Source organism: Pseudorhizobium xiangyangii, from assembly GCF_020531965.1.
Lineage (GTDB): Bacteria > Pseudomonadota > Alphaproteobacteria > Rhizobiales > Rhizobiaceae > Neorhizobium > Neorhizobium xiangyangii.
Genome location: NZ_JAJAWH010000028.1, coordinates 18,856 through 34,981 on the forward strand (window position 1 = coordinate 18,856; position 16,126 = coordinate 34,981).

At 59.0% G+C, this 16,126-nt stretch carries 13 protein-coding genes and 1 tRNA gene; 11 read left to right on the top strand and 3 right to left on the bottom strand.

All coding sequences use genetic code 11. The features are described from left to right. Nucleotides 1-38: 38 nt before the first annotated feature. The 8 genes from LH464_RS20375 to LH464_RS20410 all read left to right on the top strand — a co-directional run bounded on the left by LH464_RS20375 (nt 39) and on the right by LH464_RS20410 (nt 8,998). On the top strand, nt 39-575 hold the full coding sequence (locus tag LH464_RS20375) for a MarR family winged helix-turn-helix transcriptional regulator (protein WP_226788248.1): 537 nt from the start codon (nt 39-41) through the stop codon (nt 573-575). A gap of 220 nt (nt 576-795) precedes the next feature. Continuing rightward, nucleotides 796-1,404 (top strand): YrbL family protein, encoded by a 609-nt coding sequence (locus LH464_RS20380; RefSeq protein ID WP_226788249.1) that lies wholly within the window; start codon nt 796-798, stop codon nt 1,402-1,404. A 297-nt stretch (nt 1,405-1,701) separates the two neighbouring features. Then, nucleotides 1,702-2,412, top strand: a complete 711-nt coding sequence (locus tag LH464_RS20385) for a glycosyltransferase family 25 protein (protein ID WP_255648537.1) — start codon at nt 1,702-1,704, stop codon at nt 2,410-2,412. A gap of 1 nt (nt 2,413) precedes the next feature. After that, on the top strand, nt 2,414-3,730 hold the full coding sequence (locus LH464_RS20390) for an O-antigen ligase family protein (protein WP_226788251.1): 1,317 nt from the start codon (nt 2,414-2,416) through the stop codon (nt 3,728-3,730). 73 nt (nt 3,731-3,803) lie between these two features. Continuing rightward, nucleotides 3,804-4,787, top strand: coding sequence for an NAD-dependent epimerase/dehydratase family protein (locus LH464_RS20395; RefSeq protein ID WP_226788252.1), 984 nt, complete (start codon nt 3,804-3,806; stop codon nt 4,785-4,787). 31 nt (nt 4,788-4,818) lie between these two features. Continuing rightward, nucleotides 4,819-5,421 (top strand): sugar transferase, encoded by a 603-nt coding sequence (locus LH464_RS20400; protein WP_390625024.1) that lies wholly within the window; start codon nt 4,819-4,821, stop codon nt 5,419-5,421. A gap of 93 nt (nt 5,422-5,514) precedes the next feature. Further along, nucleotides 5,515-7,515, top strand: coding sequence for a polysaccharide biosynthesis protein (locus tag LH464_RS20405; RefSeq protein ID WP_226788253.1), 2,001 nt, complete (start codon nt 5,515-5,517; stop codon nt 7,513-7,515). A 52-nt stretch (nt 7,516-7,567) separates the two neighbouring features. Beyond that, on the top strand, nt 7,568-8,998 hold the full coding sequence (locus LH464_RS20410; RefSeq protein WP_226788254.1) for a mannose-1-phosphate guanylyltransferase/mannose-6-phosphate isomerase: 1,431 nt from the start codon (nt 7,568-7,570) through the stop codon (nt 8,996-8,998). A 99-nt stretch (nt 8,999-9,097) separates the two neighbouring features. Here the strand turns inward: LH464_RS20410 and LH464_RS20415 are convergent, their stop codons facing one another. Together LH464_RS20415 and LH464_RS20420 are read right to left on the bottom strand one after the other, a co-directional pair. Next, nucleotides 9,098-10,225 carry a glycosyltransferase gene (locus LH464_RS20415; RefSeq protein WP_226788255.1) on the bottom strand — a complete coding sequence of 376 codons (1,128 nt, stop codon included), beginning with the start codon at nt 10,223-10,225 and terminating at the stop codon, nt 9,098-9,100. Nucleotides 10,226-10,816: 591 nt separating this feature from the next. Further along, nucleotides 10,817-10,890: transfer RNA gene (locus tag LH464_RS20420), tRNA-Gln, on the bottom strand. Nucleotides 10,891-11,126: 236 nt separating this feature from the next. On the opposite strand from LH464_RS20420, the gene LH464_RS20425 reads away from it, so the two are divergent. Next, the gene (locus LH464_RS20425; protein WP_255648535.1) at nt 11,127-12,668 is read left to right on the top strand and encodes a Ppx/GppA phosphatase family protein; all 1,542 of its coding nucleotides are present in this window, start codon (nt 11,127-11,129) and stop codon (nt 12,666-12,668) included. Further along, on the top strand, nt 12,665-13,390 hold the full coding sequence (locus LH464_RS20430) for an RlmE family RNA methyltransferase (protein WP_226788257.1): 726 nt from the start codon (nt 12,665-12,667) through the stop codon (nt 13,388-13,390). Before LH464_RS20425 ends, LH464_RS20430 begins: the two co-directional genes overlap by 4 nt. A 1-nt stretch (nt 13,391) precedes the next feature. Here the strand turns inward: LH464_RS20430 and LH464_RS20435 are convergent, their stop codons facing one another. After that, the gene (locus tag LH464_RS20435) at nt 13,392-14,792 is read right to left on the bottom strand and encodes an MDR family MFS transporter (protein ID WP_226788258.1); all 1,401 of its coding nucleotides are present in this window, start codon (nt 14,790-14,792) and stop codon (nt 13,392-13,394) included. 187 nt (nt 14,793-14,979) lie between these two features. Here LH464_RS20435 and LH464_RS20440 point away from each other — a divergent pair, with 187 nt between their 5' ends. Then, entirely contained in the window at nt 14,980-15,969 is a 990-nt protein-coding gene (locus LH464_RS20440) for an MBL fold metallo-hydrolase (protein WP_226788259.1), read from the top strand. Nucleotides 15,970-16,126 lie beyond the last annotated feature (157 nt).

A 16,126-nucleotide genomic window follows, 5' to 3' on the forward strand; every position in this document is an offset into this window, starting at 1 on the left:
GATCTAATAGTTAGAGTTCGAATGAGTTAGGTCAAGAAATGAGTGCCAGCGAAAACGGTACTGAGGGACAAAGGTTGCAGGCTCCAGAAATTCGCCTGATCGAGAAGGCGTTGAGGCGCATCGTGCGGGCCCATGACCTGCAGTCGCGGGCGCTCGCCAAGCGATGTGGCCTGACAGCAGCGCAGTTCGTCATCATGAAAGGCATTTCGGAACTGGGTGAGGTGACCTCCGCCGCTCTCTCCGTCTATGCGGATATCAGCCCCGCCACGGTGGTGACCATTCTCGACAATCTCGAAGAGCGCGGACTGATCCAGCGCTATCGGTCAGGCAATGATCGGCGGATCGTTCACACCAGGCTGACAGAGGCGGGAAGCGTTTTGCTGGCGCAGGCACCGGAGCCGATGGGCGATGCGTTCATCGAGCGCTTTTCGCAATTGCCGCCTGTCGAGCAGATGGCAGTGGCCGAGGCGGCCGGACGGCTGGCGGAATTGATATCGAGAGCTGCGGCGCCGCTGCTCGCGATGCCGCCCGAAAGCATCGCTCAGGCCAGTGTCACCGGCAACAAGGAGTACTGACGTTTCTCGACAGATCGCGGAAGCTCCATCCTGCAGCCCCATCCTCATCGCAATTCCGGAGGATGAATGGAGGTTGGTCCGGCGCGGGCTTGATATTCTTCGTCATTCCGTTGAGAAGGCGAGTTTGTGATTTTGATCAGGTCAAAGCGAACACGTCGTTCTCGGATCCTTGGCCGTGTTTGGCCAGAAATGTCACAACGCGTCTTTTGCGGAGCAGTGCATGATTTACCTGAAGGACCGCGCCCCTGTCGCGGCGGGGAACAACTCGGAGGTCTATCGCCATCCTGAGGATGAGACCACGCTCGTAAAGGTGGTCAAGCCAGAGGCGATAGCACGTGCAAACGCAAGATGGGATTTCTTTCGCGGCCGGCGGCGTCGCTACTTCCATCTGAAGAATTTCATGCGCGTCCTCGAGGAGCAGATTGCGGTCCTTGCCGCGGAAGGGAGAGCATCACCCCATCTGGAAGAGGTCATCGGTCTTGTTGAAACGGATCTCGGGCCCGGTCTTATGGTGCGATGCGAAACCTACCAGGGCGAAATCGCACCGACGCTCCATAAGATCATGACCGACGGGGGTCTGAAGGATCACATGCGTCAGCCTTTGGAGGCGTTTCTCGCATGGCTGGAGGCAAGCCCCATCGTGGCAAACGATACGGGTGTGGGGAATATGGTGTTGTCCGACAGGAGAGATGGAGAACTCCGAGTAGTCATGATCGACGGTTATGGGGAAACGGCAGCAATTCCTCTCAAGAGCTGGTCGCGGTGGTTGAACCGCCACGACAAACGCAGAAAGTGCGATTCGCTAAGACGGCGTCTGAACCTTCTCTAGATCAGCGGCTGGCGCGACAGGACATCTTGTAAAAGCTGAAGCGGCATCTCGACACTCTGCACGGTACGTGCAATCCATCTGGTTCGAGAAGTAGCGGATAAGTCGCCCTTTGCCGCCATTTTGGCCAGATTGCGTGGTGGTGGGTCTAAATCTGTTCGTTCGAGTTTTGGTTTCTGCTCACAGTAGCTGCAATGATGTTTGCGAGCGTTGTTTGTTCATGATGCCTGGGATAGTGACGCCCTCATAAGGGGAAAATGGCCGGAGTATTCGTTGGAAGTCAGGATATATGCGATCAACATGGATCGCTCCATTGATCGGTGGGAAGAGCTTTGCGAGCAGGCTGCGCAGTTGGGTCTCGAGTTGCAGCGGATAGAGGCAATTGATGGTGCCAAAGTTGCCGAGGACGAGCGCGTGGATTGGGATGAGCCAGCGTTCAAGTTTAACACCGGCCGTGACATGCTGCCCGGCGAATACGGCTGCTATCACAGTCATCTCAAGGCGCTGTCCGCCTTTGTGGACAGCGGTCTTGCTGCAGGCGTGATCATTGAAGACGATATCGCCTTGATCGCCGATCTGCCGGATCGCGCAGCGGCAGCGCTTGAGGCTTTGCCGCACGCTGATCTGATAAAGCTCTTCAACCACCGCATGGTCGGCTTCCGTCACTATGCCACGACCTCTCACGGAGACCGGATCGGGCGGGCCTTCCATGGGCCGACAGGATCGGCAGCGTGCTACGTCGTCACGCGTGTGGGCGCGATCAAGCTCCTCGACCGTTTGAGGATCATGGAATATCCGCTGGATATCGCTCTGGAACGGGGTTGGGCAACCGGCACCGAAGTGTTTACCGTTCATCGGGACATTGTAGTGTCGAAACGGCCTCCGAGCACAATCGCGACCCGGGCCGTTTACCGAACCAAGAAATTCGCGTGGTGGCGACGTTTTCCTACCCATTGGATACGGACTCGGGATTACATCAGTCGGTTAAAGTACACCCTTCAGAGTTCTTGAGATGCAGTTCATGGCCTTCCCGACCGCCAGGCTGAAACCCCTGCTGACCCCTTGTCTCTGGGTGATCATGGCATCGGCCATGCTGGTGGAAAGCGATGCCTACCGTTATGCCGCCATCCTGCTGGCCTCTTCGACCCTCATTTGGTTCAGGGAGGATCTCAGGCTTGTTGCGCGTGATTGGCTGGCCATCCTGTGTTGGGTATGGGCTGGATACGTAATCCTACGCTTTGTCGTCGGTGTCGTTGTCTACGATGAAAAAGGCACGTCGGAGTGGCTCTACGCATTCCCGCTTTTCTTCCCGGGCCTTGGCGTGGCGTTATATTGCGCCCGGGATCGTCTCTTCCCGGTGGCCACCACCCTGATCTGTCTGGGCTTGCTTGGCCTTTTGATAACGCTTGACTGGGGTGCGCTCAGTGCTGGCGAGCGGGTATTCCCACTGTTCCACAATAACCCGATCCATGCAGGCGTAGGCTGCGGCATGCTACTGATTTCGAGCGTCTTCTGGGTGCTCTATGCAAAAGAAAGCAACCGGCTGGTGGGCTGGCAGGCCGGTGCGATCCCGTTTGTGGGAACGGCAACCGTCCTGCTGAGCATCGCCGGCTTGTTGGGGTCGCAATCGAAAGGCGCGTGGTTGGCACTGTCGCTGACGTCAGCGTTCACGATCGGCCTGGTTATACTATTCTATGCAGGACGATGGCGGTGGGCGATCATTGCAGCCAGCCTTCTGGTTGCGGGCGTGGTGGCTATGGCCGCCGGCGACAGCGTCTTGCGCGTGGCGGCTCCAACGATCGAGTCAACCGCCGAGCTGTCCGAACGGGCGATCGATCACACCGATCCGTTAGATGCCGCGCGGTTGACCATTGAAGATCCCGGGACCCCTCATTCGATGCGTGAACGGCTCAAGCTGTGGACGAATGCGCTGGATACCGTGCAATCGTCGCCGTGGGTGGGATGGGGAAACCTCTGGCAGCGGGAGTGGCGTCAGGGAACGTATTCTAACACGAAGCATCAATTGCTTCATAACGGTTACCTGGAGCTTCTGGTTCGACATGGTGTGCTCGGAGCCCTGATGCTCGGGATCTTCGTCACAGTGTCGGCGCGAAGGTTGCACCGCGCCTGGTCGGAGGGTGTCATCCCGTCTGGTGTCTTGCTGTACCTCTATAGCCTGAGCTTCTTTTTCTTCGTGACGATCGCGTCCAATTCCAACAACCGGCTTGCGATTGGAGAGAGCTATTTTCTGGTAACCGCCGCCGCGGTCTTTGCGGTGTCGCTTGCAACGAGGAAGGCGCTATCGGAGCCGCGCCTAGCGCATCGCTAGGGTTCGCCCGCACCCAAAGCCTGGCTGATGTGGCTTGATGCACGCCAAGAATAACCGGAGGGCCTGTGTCATTTTGAAGAAGACCGATCAAGTAGTGCTCGTCACAGGCGCAGCGGGTTTCGTGGGTGCTGCACTCGTCGAGCACCTTACACTCTTGGGCTACAGAGTTATCGCCGCATCGAGGTCTCACAGGGCAACGGGCCAAGGAGTGGACGATGTCCTCCTGCCATCCCCAACAGATGCCTCCGATGACGAGTTCGATAACCTTTTGTCTCGAGCCCACCATGTCGTGCATCTTGCCGGTCTGGCACATACCCGTGTGAAGGGCGGCGATGCGGCAGACATCTACCGATATGCCAATTTGGTGCTGACCGAGCGTCTGGCGAACGCTGCGGCTCGCAAGAGACTGCCAGGAAAATTCCTCTTCGTTTCGTCTGTTCGTGCTCAATGCGGCAATGCGAGGAGCGGCATTGTATCGGAAACGGACGTCGCGCAGCCAACCGATGAATACGGGCGGACCAAGCTGGCCGCAGAACAAGCAATAGCGCGGATACTTGGCCCCGAGCAGTTCACGATACTTCGTCCGGTTCTCGTCTACGGCCGTGGGGTGAAGGGCAACATGGCCACACTTCAAAACCTTGCGCGAATGAAGGTTCCGCTGCCACTCGGCAGCTTGCCCGGACGACGATCTTTGCTTAGTCGGCAATCACTGTGCCAGGCCATTTCCCATTGTCTCATCGAGCCCAAAACGGACGGCAACACTTACATTGTGGCGGACAGGCAATCGTTGACGGTGGGAGAAATAGTGGCGGCTCTGCGGAGGGGGCTCAACAGCCGGCCGCTGGTATTTCCGTTCCCGGCAGCACTGTTGAAGCACGCGACCGGTCTCATCCTCAGCAGCGGCCAGTGGGAGACGCTGGCCGGTGATCTCAGGGTCAGCACAGCCGCGCTTGAGGCAACGGGTTGGCAGCCCAACGATGACACCGCGAAGGAACTTTCCATGATGATGAACCCTGCGCTGCCGTCGTCGGTTGCACGCAGGTCGGCCGTGGGCTAGAAAGTCGCGCCATGCATCGTGGACGCGACCCATGGGCAACCACCTTGCGGAATCTCAGAGCCTGTACCCCATGTGGAAACGTGCCTTCGATGTTGCTTTGGCTCTCGCGAGCATCGTCTTCTTCGCCATCCCTATGCTGATTACCGCGATTGCGGTCAGGGTTACGTCGCCGGGACCGGCGATATACTGGTCGGAGCGCGTCGGTCGCAACAATCAATTGTTTTGGATGCCGAAGTTTCGAAGCATGCGGACGAGCGCGCCTGCTGTTGCCACCCATTTGCTCCAGGATCCCGACAGCTATCTTACTCCGATCGGCTCGTTCCTGCGCAAGACGAGCCTTGACGAACTGCCGCAGCTTTATTGCATCCTCGTCGGACATATGAGTTTCGTAGGCCCACGACCGGCGCTCTATAACCAGGACGATCTGATAGCCTTGCGGACGGAGTGCGGGGTCAGTGCACTTCTGCCTGGGCTCACCGGGTGGGCACAGGTGAACGGACGAGATGAACTCGCGATTCCCGCAAAAGTACGCCTCGACGAAGAATATCTCCGGAGACAGAGTTTTCTCTTCGATTGCCGTATATTGGTGCTGACGGCTCTAAAAGTCATTGGCAGGCGCGGCGTCATTCACTAGGAACAACCCTCCGATACCGTGGCGAGCGATGATGGATTATCCAAGGACGAGGCGCGGTCACCTGGACCAGAGTATAGGATAGAAGGCCGACGAATGGGCAAGGCTTCTGCACGATGGAGAGATGTCGTCGACCGACTAGCTGAATCCCTTCGCGATCTCACCGTGCGTACACCGCGGGTTTGGAAACGCGTCTTGCTGATCGCATTTGATGTGGTTGCGCTCGCGTTGGCGCTTTGGGCAAGCTACGCGTTGCGCTTTGCCGTCTGGGTTCCGCGCATTACCCCCGATCGCGCCGTTCTCGCAATTCTCGCTCCGGCTGTCGCCATCCCCGTTTTCATCCGCATGGGGCTTTATCGGGCCGTAATCCGCTACCTGCCGGAAGCAGCAATCTGGACGATCATCAAGGCCATGGTCATTGCGACGATGATCTGGGTGCTGCTGATTTTCGTGATGGAGATGGCGGGTCAGGGGATCGTGCCGCGTTCCGTTCCCTTCTTCTATCTGGCGATAGGCACAGCCGTCGTCGGAGGCAGCCGGTTCATCGCCAAATGGATTTTGAGCAGCGGTACAGGCTTGCGCCGAGATGAGGAGCCAATCTTCATCTACGGTGCCGGCGCATCCGCCGTCCAACTGGCCGGAGCGCTTCAGGGGAACAGCAATCGCTACGTAATGGGCTTCATCGACGATGATCCTGTCCATCATGGCCGGGATATCGCGGGCTATCGGGTGTTTTCTCCGGAAATGCTCCCGACATTGACGGAACGATATGGAATCCGGGAAATCATTCTCTCCATGTCTTCAATTCCGGCGCAGTCCCGGCAGGCGGTCATAGCCAAAGTGACCGGTCTCGGTGTCCGGATCTGCAGCCTCCCCGACATTTCCGACCTCGTTGACGGGAAGTACATCGTCAATCAGATCAGAGAAATCGATATCGACGAGCTTCTTGGCCGTTCCTTTGTTCCGCCTGACGCCGAGTTGCTGCGCGAGGTTCTGGAAGACCGCTCGATCATGGTCACTGGGGCGGGCGGATCGATCGGGTCTGAGCTGTGTCGGCTGGTTGTCCGGTGGAAACCGAAGCGGCTGGTTCTGTTCGAGGCCAATGAATATGCTCTCTACAAGATCGAGCAGGAGCTTTCGGCCCATGCCTGCGAGATCATCCCGGTTCTCGGATCCGTCCTCGACGCTCAGTGTGTTCGTCGCGCCATCAGGCAGTATGATGTCAAGGTCGTCTACCATGCGGCGGCGCATAAGCATGTGCCTCTGGTCGAAGCGAATGTGCTTGAAGGCATCCGCAACAACGTCTTTGGCACCTTGTCGGTTGCCAATGTGGCCTTCGAGGAAGGCATCGAGAAATTCGTTCTGATTTCCTCGGACAAGGCCGTGCGTCCCACCAACGTCATGGGTGCGACAAAGCGCTGGGCTGAGCTGATCGTCCGGCACAAGGCCCTCAAAGCTCAGGAATTTGGTTCACGGCAGACATTCTGCGCCGTCCGCTTCGGCAATGTTATCGGCTCGAACGGATCTGTCGTGCCTCTCTTCAAAGGACAGATTGCAGCGGGCGGGCCTGTTACCGTCACCGATCCGGACATGACGCGGTATTTCATGTCTATTCCCGAGGCGGCAGAGCTGATCGTGCAAGCCAGTGCATTGTCGGTGGGAGGCGATATTTTTCTCCTCGACATGGGAGAGCCCGTTCGCATCGGGGATCTCGCTGAGAACATGATCCGCCTGGCCGGGTTCAAGGTTCGCGGCGTGGACAGTCCTGACGAGGGCATCCCCGTGGAGGTCGTCGGAAAGCGGCCGGGGGAGAAGCTGTTCGAGGAGTTGTTCTACGATCGCGATAACGCCCTGCAAACCCGTCACGCAAAAATCCTGAGAGCCGATTCCTCCGCAGTCGCCAACTATCAGGTTGCAACTGCTCTGGAGGAGCTGGAAGGCGCTGTCTCAAGGGAAGACGAGCAAGCTGCAAAGTGCATTCTGTTCAACCTGATCTCATCGGGGCAGGAGGCTTTTGTGGCGGCAGGTGCTTCGAGTGCGGTAGGCACCTTACTCGAAGGCATGGCTCCGGACGCTAAAATTCTGTCTGAAGAGTAACTGCGGTAGAAGCCGGTCAGTTTTGAACGCATTGACATCAGTGAGAAGAACCATGGTCGAAAAGAAAATAGTTCCTGTAATTATGGCTGGGGGAAAGGGCACGCGGCTTTGGCCACTGTCACGTGCCGCGGCACCCAAGCAGTTCATTGAATTGGTAGGAGACAAGTCGCTTTTCCAAACCACCCTTGAAAGGGTCTCAGACAAGACACTGTTTGAAGCCCCGATCGTGGTGACCAATGAGGAGTTCCGCTTTCTGGTATCGGAGCAGGCCCGTTCGCTGGGTATCGATCTCGCCGCTGTCGTGCTGGAACCTTTCGCCAAAAATACCGCTGCGGCCATCGCGGCGGCTGCCGCAGTTGCCCAGCCCATGTTTGGGGATGACGCAGTCCTGCAGGTACTCGCCTCCGATCACAAAATCGAAGCTGACAGCGTTTACTTCGACGCAATCCGGGCGGCCAGCGAGGCCGCAACTTCAGGAATGCTTGTAACGTTCGGCATCAAGCCTACCGAACCTGCCACGGGGTTTGGCTATATCGAAGCCGGGGAAGCACTGAACGACAACGTCAGCCGCGTGCGCCGCTTCGTAGAGAAGCCAAACCACGATGCCGCTCTCGAAATGATCGGTGCTGGCGGGTTCTATTGGAACTCAGGGATATTCATGTTCCCGCTGGCCGGATTGCGGGCCGAACTTGAGCGGTTCAACCCGGCAGTCCTCGAAGCGGCGAACGAAGCAGTGGCACGGGCAGTCCGCGACCTGGATTTCATCCGCCTTGATCCCGAGGCATTTGCAAAGTCGCCGGATATTTCCATCGACTATGCGGTGATGGAAAAGACAGAAAATGCGGCGGTGGTGCCATCGTCCTTTGTCTGGTCCGACCTCGGCAGTTGGGATTCGGTCTGGAAGAACGGCAACATCGATGCAGACGGTAACGTACTGAGCGAAAATACCACCGTTCTGGAAACCAGGAACTCGCTGGTGGTCAGCCGTGGCGCCCACGTTGCCGTTCACGGGCTGGAGAACGTCGCAGTTGTGGCAAGCGAGGACGCCGTCTATGTCGGCCACCTTGGCAACAGTCAGGATGTAGGAAAGCTCGTCAAGATCCTGTCCTCGGCGCCGATGACCTCCGGGCTGACCGAAAACCACCCGACTTGCTACCGTCCTTGGGGTGGCTACACCTCCATTCTCAACGGTGAACGTTTCCAGGTGAAGCGGATCTTCGTGACTCCGGGAAAGAAGCTGTCGCTACAGAAACATCATCACCGGTCCGAGCACTGGATCGTGGTGAAGGGCACCGCCGAGGTGACCGTGGGCGAGAATGTTCAGATGCTGCGGGAAAACGAGTCGGTCTACATTCCGCTCGGCGAGGTTCATCGTCTCGCAAACCCAGGGAAAATTCTGCTGGAGCTCATTGAGGTTCAAACCGGCTCCTATCTTGGCGAGGATGATATCATCCGCATTAGTGACGAGTTCGGCAGAAGCTAGAGCCGTATCTTTTCAGGGTGCCCGCGGAAAGGATTGCCTGCAATTTTCTTGCGCAGGCAATCTATTCACACATGAGGCGTTACTCGGGAGCGGCAAGGCTCATCTGCCGGCGCCTTCCTTCTCCTGAAGAATGCGCCGATACAGGCTGGCGTAGGAATCTGCCATTCGTTGCGCGGTAAAGTTCTCGACGTAGCGCTGGCGGGCATTGCGCCCGAATTCCTGTGCGAGGGCATCGTCATCCATTAAACGCAGCATCGCTGCGGCAAGTGCGTCCTTGTCGTTTGGCGGGATCACCAAGCCCGTGGAGCCGTGGAGATTGACGTAGCTGGTCCCTGTTCCGATCTCGCAGGAAATCATCGGCTTGCCGCGCATGGCAGCCTCCACCAGCGACAGTCCGAATGCCTCCGAGCGAAGGTGGGATGGAAAAACGAGACCAATGCTGAGGTCAAGGATCGCCATCTTGTCCTCATCGGGGAGGCTCCCCAGGAAATGCATGTTGTTGATGCCGCGACTTTGCGCCTCCTGTTGGAAGTTCCCTGCGTCGCCATCTCCTATCATCACGATTTCGATGCCGTTCTTCTCCGCAGCGTCCATTAAGATGTGGATGCCTTTGTAGTAACGGAGAACGCCGACGAACAGAAAGAAACGTGGAGGAAGCTTTGCTCTCCATTTTTCGCGCATGCTGTGCTCGACAGGCGCATAACTTGCCTCGTCAAGTCCAAGCGGGATAACCTCGACCTTTGATCGAAACTTCTGAAGCACGGGGCTTGATTGCAGGTAGTTTGGTGAGGTTGCGACGATACTGTCCATGTCGCCGAGAAAGCGGAACATCAGGGGTTCATAGAGGCGCAGGAGCGCCTTCTGTTTCACAATATCGGAATGGTACGTGACGATTGCGGGCTTCCGATTGCTTGTCACGAAGTGGACAACGTCCATCATTGGCCACGGAAAATGGAAGTGAACAATGTCGGCTTCACGGCTCAGTTGCTTGAAGCGGCTGAAGACGGCACGAGAAAACCCGGTCGACGCAAATTCAAAGTCGAGCTTGGCCTTGTGAGCAAAATGGTCCTCGAAGGCGATTGAATTTGCTTCGGGTGTCCTGCTGAGAGTCAGGACCTCCGATTGGATTCCGTGCTTTTGCACCCCTTTGGATATCGCGTGAATCGTGCGCTCGATTCCGCCGAACGTATCGGGCCAATATGTTTTGAAGAAGTGAAGGACTTTCATGCTTCTCGCCTAAGCCAGAAAGAGAGGCGGCGCAATTGTTTGTGCCCATAGGGACGAGCATCATGGTAGCCAGCATTACTCCTATGGCCGCGAGTGCGTCCCGCTCCTGTTTAGCACAAGTGGCAGCCGTGCCGATGCGCCTCTGAGGGGCGTGCCAAGCGGCTGTTGAAGCCTATTGCTACAAAGACGATGTCTTCAAAGCCGGGAGCGCGACCAGCAAGATCATGGCCTCTGGGGAGATGGACGGTGCGACATGCACCGATGCTGACGATAGTAATACGCTCATGAAGACGGGCACCGGGCATGCGGTAACGGCAGAAGTAATGGGTAAGGTGAGTGATTAAGTAAAATAAGATGCTTGCGTCAGCAAGCGGGCCTGTCCGCCACAGGGGACGCCGATGTGAGGACCAATACCTCTTGAACCTTCGCCACAAGCTCAGGTGGCAGTGTGGCGATAAGGAAGCAATTAGGTTTTGCTTAGGCACCCTGCCGCGATGGCGGGCAAATCCACACCTATGAAGGTCACCTAGAATAGCGGCACCAGTAAGTTGATCTGGCTACAAGTGTTTTATTTATTGGGCTACTGAAGGTTGGCTGGGGAACCTGGATTCGAACCAAGATTAACGGAGTCAGAGTCCGTCGTTCTACCGTTGAACTATTCCCCAAGGAATTGCGGCGCCGCAGCGTCGCTCGGTGTCGCGGCTTATAACCAAAGCGCCGCCGGATGCAAATACCTTTTGTGAAAAAAATTGCAGCCCGCATTGCAGTCGGGCCGGGGAGATCGGCAATGGCTAAAAAGCCGTTGGCGAAACCGGCTGCCGCTGTTATCTTCCGCCCAACGAAACAATAAACGTCAGCTGCATGCCCTCGAGGCCTTGCGCGGCGAGATGGACATAGAGTGATGGACCCCGATAGCGGCGGAAAGCCGCCAGAAGGCGGGGCGTCGGTTGCAGGGCGCGGCGAGGGGAAATCCTCCCGTCGCCGCAAGGCGAAGCGGAACGGCAAGCACCGTAACGCGGCGCCTTCCTTGCATGGTGGACCAGTGGAGAGCACTGGCCCGACCGCGCGACCCGGTGCAGGCGACGTTGGCAACCCCACGCGAAAGCGCAAGCGCCGGCGTGCCCGGTCCGCCGTGGTGGCTAGCCCGTCGATCGAGACCCCAAAAAGCACGGCGGTTCCAGATGCCGGCGCCGGCGATGGCGTCGGGGCGACCGATGGCGGCAAGGCGCGCAAGCGCCGGAAGAAGAATCGCGGCGGGCGCGGCCCGCAAGGTCGTCCGCTTGCTCAGCCGCGGACCGAGCCGGCATTCAGCCCGCGCGCATCCGCAATGGCTGCGCCGAGCACGGCAAGGTCGACTGGCGTGGCAGCGCCCAGACCGCAAGCGGAAGCGCCGCGTCAGCCATACCGCGAAGACCTTTATGCGGCGCTCGACCTTGGTACCAACAATTGCCGGCTCCTCGTTGCACAGCCGACGCGGCCGGGGCAATTCCGCGTGGTTGATGCCTTCTCCCGGATCGTTCGGCTTGGCGAGGGGCTCGCGGCAAACCGCCGGTTGTCTACGGAGGCCATGGACCGGGCTATCGATGCCCTCAAGGTTTGCGCCATCAAGCTGTCGAACCGGCCCATCCGCAAGATGCGCCTGATCGCGACGGAAGCCTGCCGTTCGGCCGATAATGGCGAGGAATTCCTCGATCGCGTCGTTCGGGAAACGAGCCTCAACCTTGAGATCATCGATCGGGAGACGGAGGCCCGGCTGGCGGTCTCCGGATGTTCCTCGCTTGTCGGGCGCGAAGCCCGCTCCATCGTGCTCTTCGATATCGGCGGTGGCTCGTCGGAAATCGCGGTCATCCGCATCGACGACAACCGCTCCAACCGCCTTGCAAACCACATCACCCATTGGACGTCACTGCCCGTCGGGGTCGTGACGCTGTCTGAACGCCACGGCGGACGTGATGTGACGCCGGACGTGTTTGCGGCCATGGTCGCGGAGGTGGAGGAGATGCTGCTCAAGTTCGAGTCCCCGGAGCTCGGCGAGCACTATCGCAGCGGCTCGGAAGGCTTCCATCTCATCGGCACGTCGGGCACCGTCACCACGCTTGCCGGGGTGCACCTGGATCTGCCGCGCTACGACCGCAGGAAGGTCGACGGCTTGTGGCTTTCCGATGCGGAAGTCTCGGCCATGCAGGCGAAACTCCTGTCCTGGGACTTTGCGGGTCGTGCCGCAAATCCCTGCATCGGCCCGGACCGAGCCGATCTCGTGCTGGCCGGATGCGCCATTCTCGAGGCCATCCGCAGACGCTGGCCGAGCCCGCGCATGCGCGTCGCCGACCGAGGCCTTCGGGAAGGAATACTCACCGACATGATGGCAGACGATGGCGCCTGGCGGCGCCTGCGCCACCGCCGGTCCGCCATGGAACGCGATGAACAGGGAGCGCGCAGATGACGAAACCCCCCATCGCGGGAAATCGCACAGGCCGGAAACTCGGCCAGAAGGTCAAGAAGGGCAAGCTGAAGGCGTCCTCGCGGCGCTGGATCGAACGCCATATCAACGACCCCTACGTCCAGCGGGCAAAGCTTGAGGGATATCGGGCGCGGGCTGCCTTCAAGCTGCTCGAGATCGACGAGAAGCATCAGATTCTGAAGGGTGCCCATCGCATTATCGATCTGGGTGCGGCACCGGGAAGCTGGTCGCAGATCGCTGCCAAGGTGACCGATTCGACGGATGAGGACATCCGTGTGGCCGCCATCGACTTCCTCGAAATGGCGCCGCTGCCCGGCGTGAAGATCCTGCAACTGGACTTTCTGGATCCATCCGCTCCGCAGCTGCTGGTCGATGCGGTTGGCGGGAAGCCCGATCTGGTGATGTCCGACATGGCCGCACCGACCACCGGGCACCAGAAGACCGACCACCTGCGCACCATGCACCTTTGCGAAGTCGCGGCACATTTCGCCGTCGAGGTGCTGCAGGAAGGCGGTCACTTCCTCGCCAAGACCTTCCAGGGCGGCACGGAGCGTGACCTGTTGAACATGCTGAAGCAGAACTTCCGGCAGGTCATCCATGTGAAGCCGGGTTCATCACGCGCCGAATCGGTCGAGATGTTCCTGCTTGCCAAGCATTTCAAAGGTCGGAAAGTGGAGCCTGCCGCGGAGACCGCAGAGGACTGATTTATTCTGCAGCGTCGGGCTCGCGCGCGATGCGGTGACCGGACGCCGCCGATCCCGCATGCCGGTCGAGCCTGAACAGCGGCACGACGGCGAAGAGCGATATCCCGCTGACGACGAAGAACGCCAGGTGGAAATCGGCGAGCTGCAGGTGTGAACCGGACAGGACCGACGAGGCCTCCAGAATGAAGGCTGCAAACGCCACGCCAAGTGCGAGGCTTACCTGCTGCAGCACCGAGGAGATCGATGTTGCCTGGCTGGCCTGCGCGTTGTCGATTTCCGAGTAGCTCAAGGCATTGCCGCCGGTGAAGAAAAACGACCGGCAGAGCCCGGACATCACAAGGAACGCGATGATCAGCGCGTGTGACGTCTCCGGCGTGAAGAAGCCGTTGGCAGCGGTTGTCACAGCGCTGAGGAGCCCGGCCGCGATCAGCGTCACCTTGAAGCCGGTTGCCGCAAACACACGGCGGGCAATGAACTTTACCGTCAGCGCACCGATGGCGCTGGAAAAGGTGATCATGCCGGATTGGAAAGGGTTCAGCCCGAAGCCGATCTGCAGCATCAGCGGCATCAGGAAGGGAATGGCGCCCGTCGAGATGCGGAAGATCGTGCCGCTCGTCGTGGCCGCACGAAAGGCATCGTTCTTGAATATAGCGAGGCTGAGAATAGGCGAGCGATGACGTCGTGCATGCCGGACATAGAGTATGCCGCACAGGATGCCGGTCATGGTCACCGCGGCGCCGAAGGCCGGGGGAAGGGCCGGAAGGCTGACCACGGACAGGCCGAATACGGTGCCGGCAGCTGCCATGGAGGCGAGGAAATAGCCCAGCCAGTCGATCGGCGGCGGGCGTATGGCTTCGATATCGGGCAGATAGATGCTGGCGAGCCAGATGCCGAGAAGGCCTATCGGCACGTTGATGATGAAGATCCAGTGCCAGGTGAAGTACGTGGTGATGAACCCGCCGATCGGTGGTCCGGTCAGCGGGCCGATCAGGGCAGGAATGGTCAGCAGCGCCATTGCGGAGACGAGATCTTTGCGATCCGTGGTCCGGAGCAGCACAAGCCTTCCGACCGGCGTCATCATCGCGCCGCCCATGCCCTGCAGGAAGCGCGAAAGCACGAACTCCAGGAGTGAACTGGAGGCTGCGCAGCAGATCGACCCGATGATGAAAACGAACAAGGCGAGGCGAAAGATCTTCTTTGCGCCGAATCGATCGGCCATCCAGCCGCTGATCGGAACGAAGATGGCCAGCGCCACCATGTACGAGGTCAGTGCCAGCTTCAGCGTGATGGGTCCGACATCCAGATCGGCGGCAATTGCCGGCAGCGCGGTGGCAATGACGGTCGAATCCATCTGCTCCATGAACAGGGCGACGGCGAGGATCAGGGGAACTATGCGGTTCATCGGTGGCCTATCGGCAGGCTGGACGAACCGTCTTTAGCCCCTAAGGTCGGATTTGCCAATCACCTCACGGGGTTAGGTCTGGCATCGCATCACGTCTGCGTGACACCGCTTTCCCTTGCGAGATCGCCTGTTATCTTGTGCGGCACCGGCAGGTTCAAGCCGGCTTTCACGTTCGAGGGAGATCACGATGAGCATGCCATTGTTGGGACGCCGCGCACTTCTCGGCTCGGCAGGTCTGGGTGTTATCGCAGCGCCTGCGATATTGAAGGGCGAAGCCTTTGCGCAGGAAACCAAGCAGTTGGAAATAGATCGCGCCATGCCGCCGGAAACGCATCGCTTCAAGCTGGGCGAATTCGAGGTGTTCGTGGTCAAGGACGGTGCACGTCCTTCCGGAGCGCCCAATGAGACATTCGGCACGAACCAGTCGGCAGAAGACGTGGGAGCGCTCTTGGAAGCGAACTTCCTGCCGCCCGACCAGTTCGCCAACAGCTTTTCGCCGACGCTGATCAACACGGGAAGCGATGTCGTGCTGTTCGATACGGGCCTCGGCGAGAGCGGCCGGGCTCAGGGCGGCGGGCGGTTGCTCGAAGGTCTTGCTGCGGGTGGCTATGCACCAGAGGACGTGACGGTTGTTGTTCTGACCCATATGCACGGGGATCATATCAGCGGCTTGATGGAGGGTGGAAAGCCCGCATTTCCGAATGCACGCTACATAGCCGGCCAGGTGGAATACGATTTCTGGACGGATGCCGCACGCGCGGGAACGCCTGCCGAAAACGGCCAGAAGGGCGTCCTCGCCAACGTGAAGCCGCTGGCGGAAAAGACGACGTTCATCGGCGACGGTGCAGAGGTGGTGTCCGGCATCACGAGTATCGCAGCCTTCGGCCACTCGCCTGGACATCTGATCTTCAACGTGGAGTCCGGTGGTCGCAGGCTGGTCCTGACGGCGGATACCGCCAATCATTTCGTGCTGTCCCTGCAACGACCGGACTGGGAAGTGCGCTTCGACATGGACAAGGCTGCCGCAGCGGAGACCCGCAAACGAGTGTTCGACATGATTGCCACCGACAAGGTCGCCTTCCTGGGCTACCACATGCCTTTCCCGGCTGTCGGCTATGTCGAGAAACAGGAAGCCGGCTTCAGGTTTGTCCCGAAGAGCTATCAGTTCGATATCTGACGACGTTTGCACTCCAAAAACCCGAAGGCTCGCCTTCGGGTTTTTACTATTCCCTTCCTGTCATGAACGTGTTACCAGCCCTCGCCAACTTCCGAGTAATACTCCTGAGAGCGCCCGGGCGGACGATGAGTCGTTCCGGAGCGTGATTCTCATTTTC

Bases quoted from the DNA above. Each gene is read 5' to 3' on its own strand.
- LH464_RS20375 (WP_226788248.1), top strand. From the start codon at position 39: ATGAGTGCCAGCGAAAACGGTACTGAGGGACAAAGGTTGCAGGCTCCA.
- LH464_RS20380 (WP_226788249.1), top strand. From the start codon at position 796: ATGATTTACCTGAAGGACCGCGCCCCTGTCGCGGCGGGGAACAACTCG.
- LH464_RS20385 (WP_255648537.1), top strand. From the start codon at position 1,702: ATGGATCGCTCCATTGATCGGTGGGAAGAGCTTTGCGAGCAGGCTGCG.
- LH464_RS20390 (WP_226788251.1), top strand. From the start codon at position 2,414: ATGCAGTTCATGGCCTTCCCGACCGCCAGGCTGAAACCCCTGCTGACC.
- LH464_RS20400 (WP_390625024.1), top strand. From the start codon at position 4,819: ATGGGCAACCACCTTGCGGAATCTCAGAGCCTGTACCCCATGTGGAAA.
- LH464_RS20405 (WP_226788253.1), top strand. From the start codon at position 5,515: ATGGGCAAGGCTTCTGCACGATGGAGAGATGTCGTCGACCGACTAGCT.
- LH464_RS20410 (WP_226788254.1), top strand. From the start codon at position 7,568: ATGGTCGAAAAGAAAATAGTTCCTGTAATTATGGCTGGGGGAAAGGGC.
- LH464_RS20415 (WP_226788255.1), bottom strand. From the start codon at position 10,225: ATGAAAGTCCTTCACTTCTTCAAAACATATTGGCCCGATACGTTCGGC.
- LH464_RS20425 (WP_255648535.1), top strand. From the start codon at position 11,127: ATGGACCCCGATAGCGGCGGAAAGCCGCCAGAAGGCGGGGCGTCGGTT.
- LH464_RS20430 (WP_226788257.1), top strand. From the start codon at position 12,665: ATGACGAAACCCCCCATCGCGGGAAATCGCACAGGCCGGAAACTCGGC.
- LH464_RS20435 (WP_226788258.1), bottom strand. From the start codon at position 14,792: ATGAACCGCATAGTTCCCCTGATCCTCGCCGTCGCCCTGTTCATGGAG.
- LH464_RS20440 (WP_226788259.1), top strand. From the start codon at position 14,980: ATGAGCATGCCATTGTTGGGACGCCGCGCACTTCTCGGCTCGGCAGGT.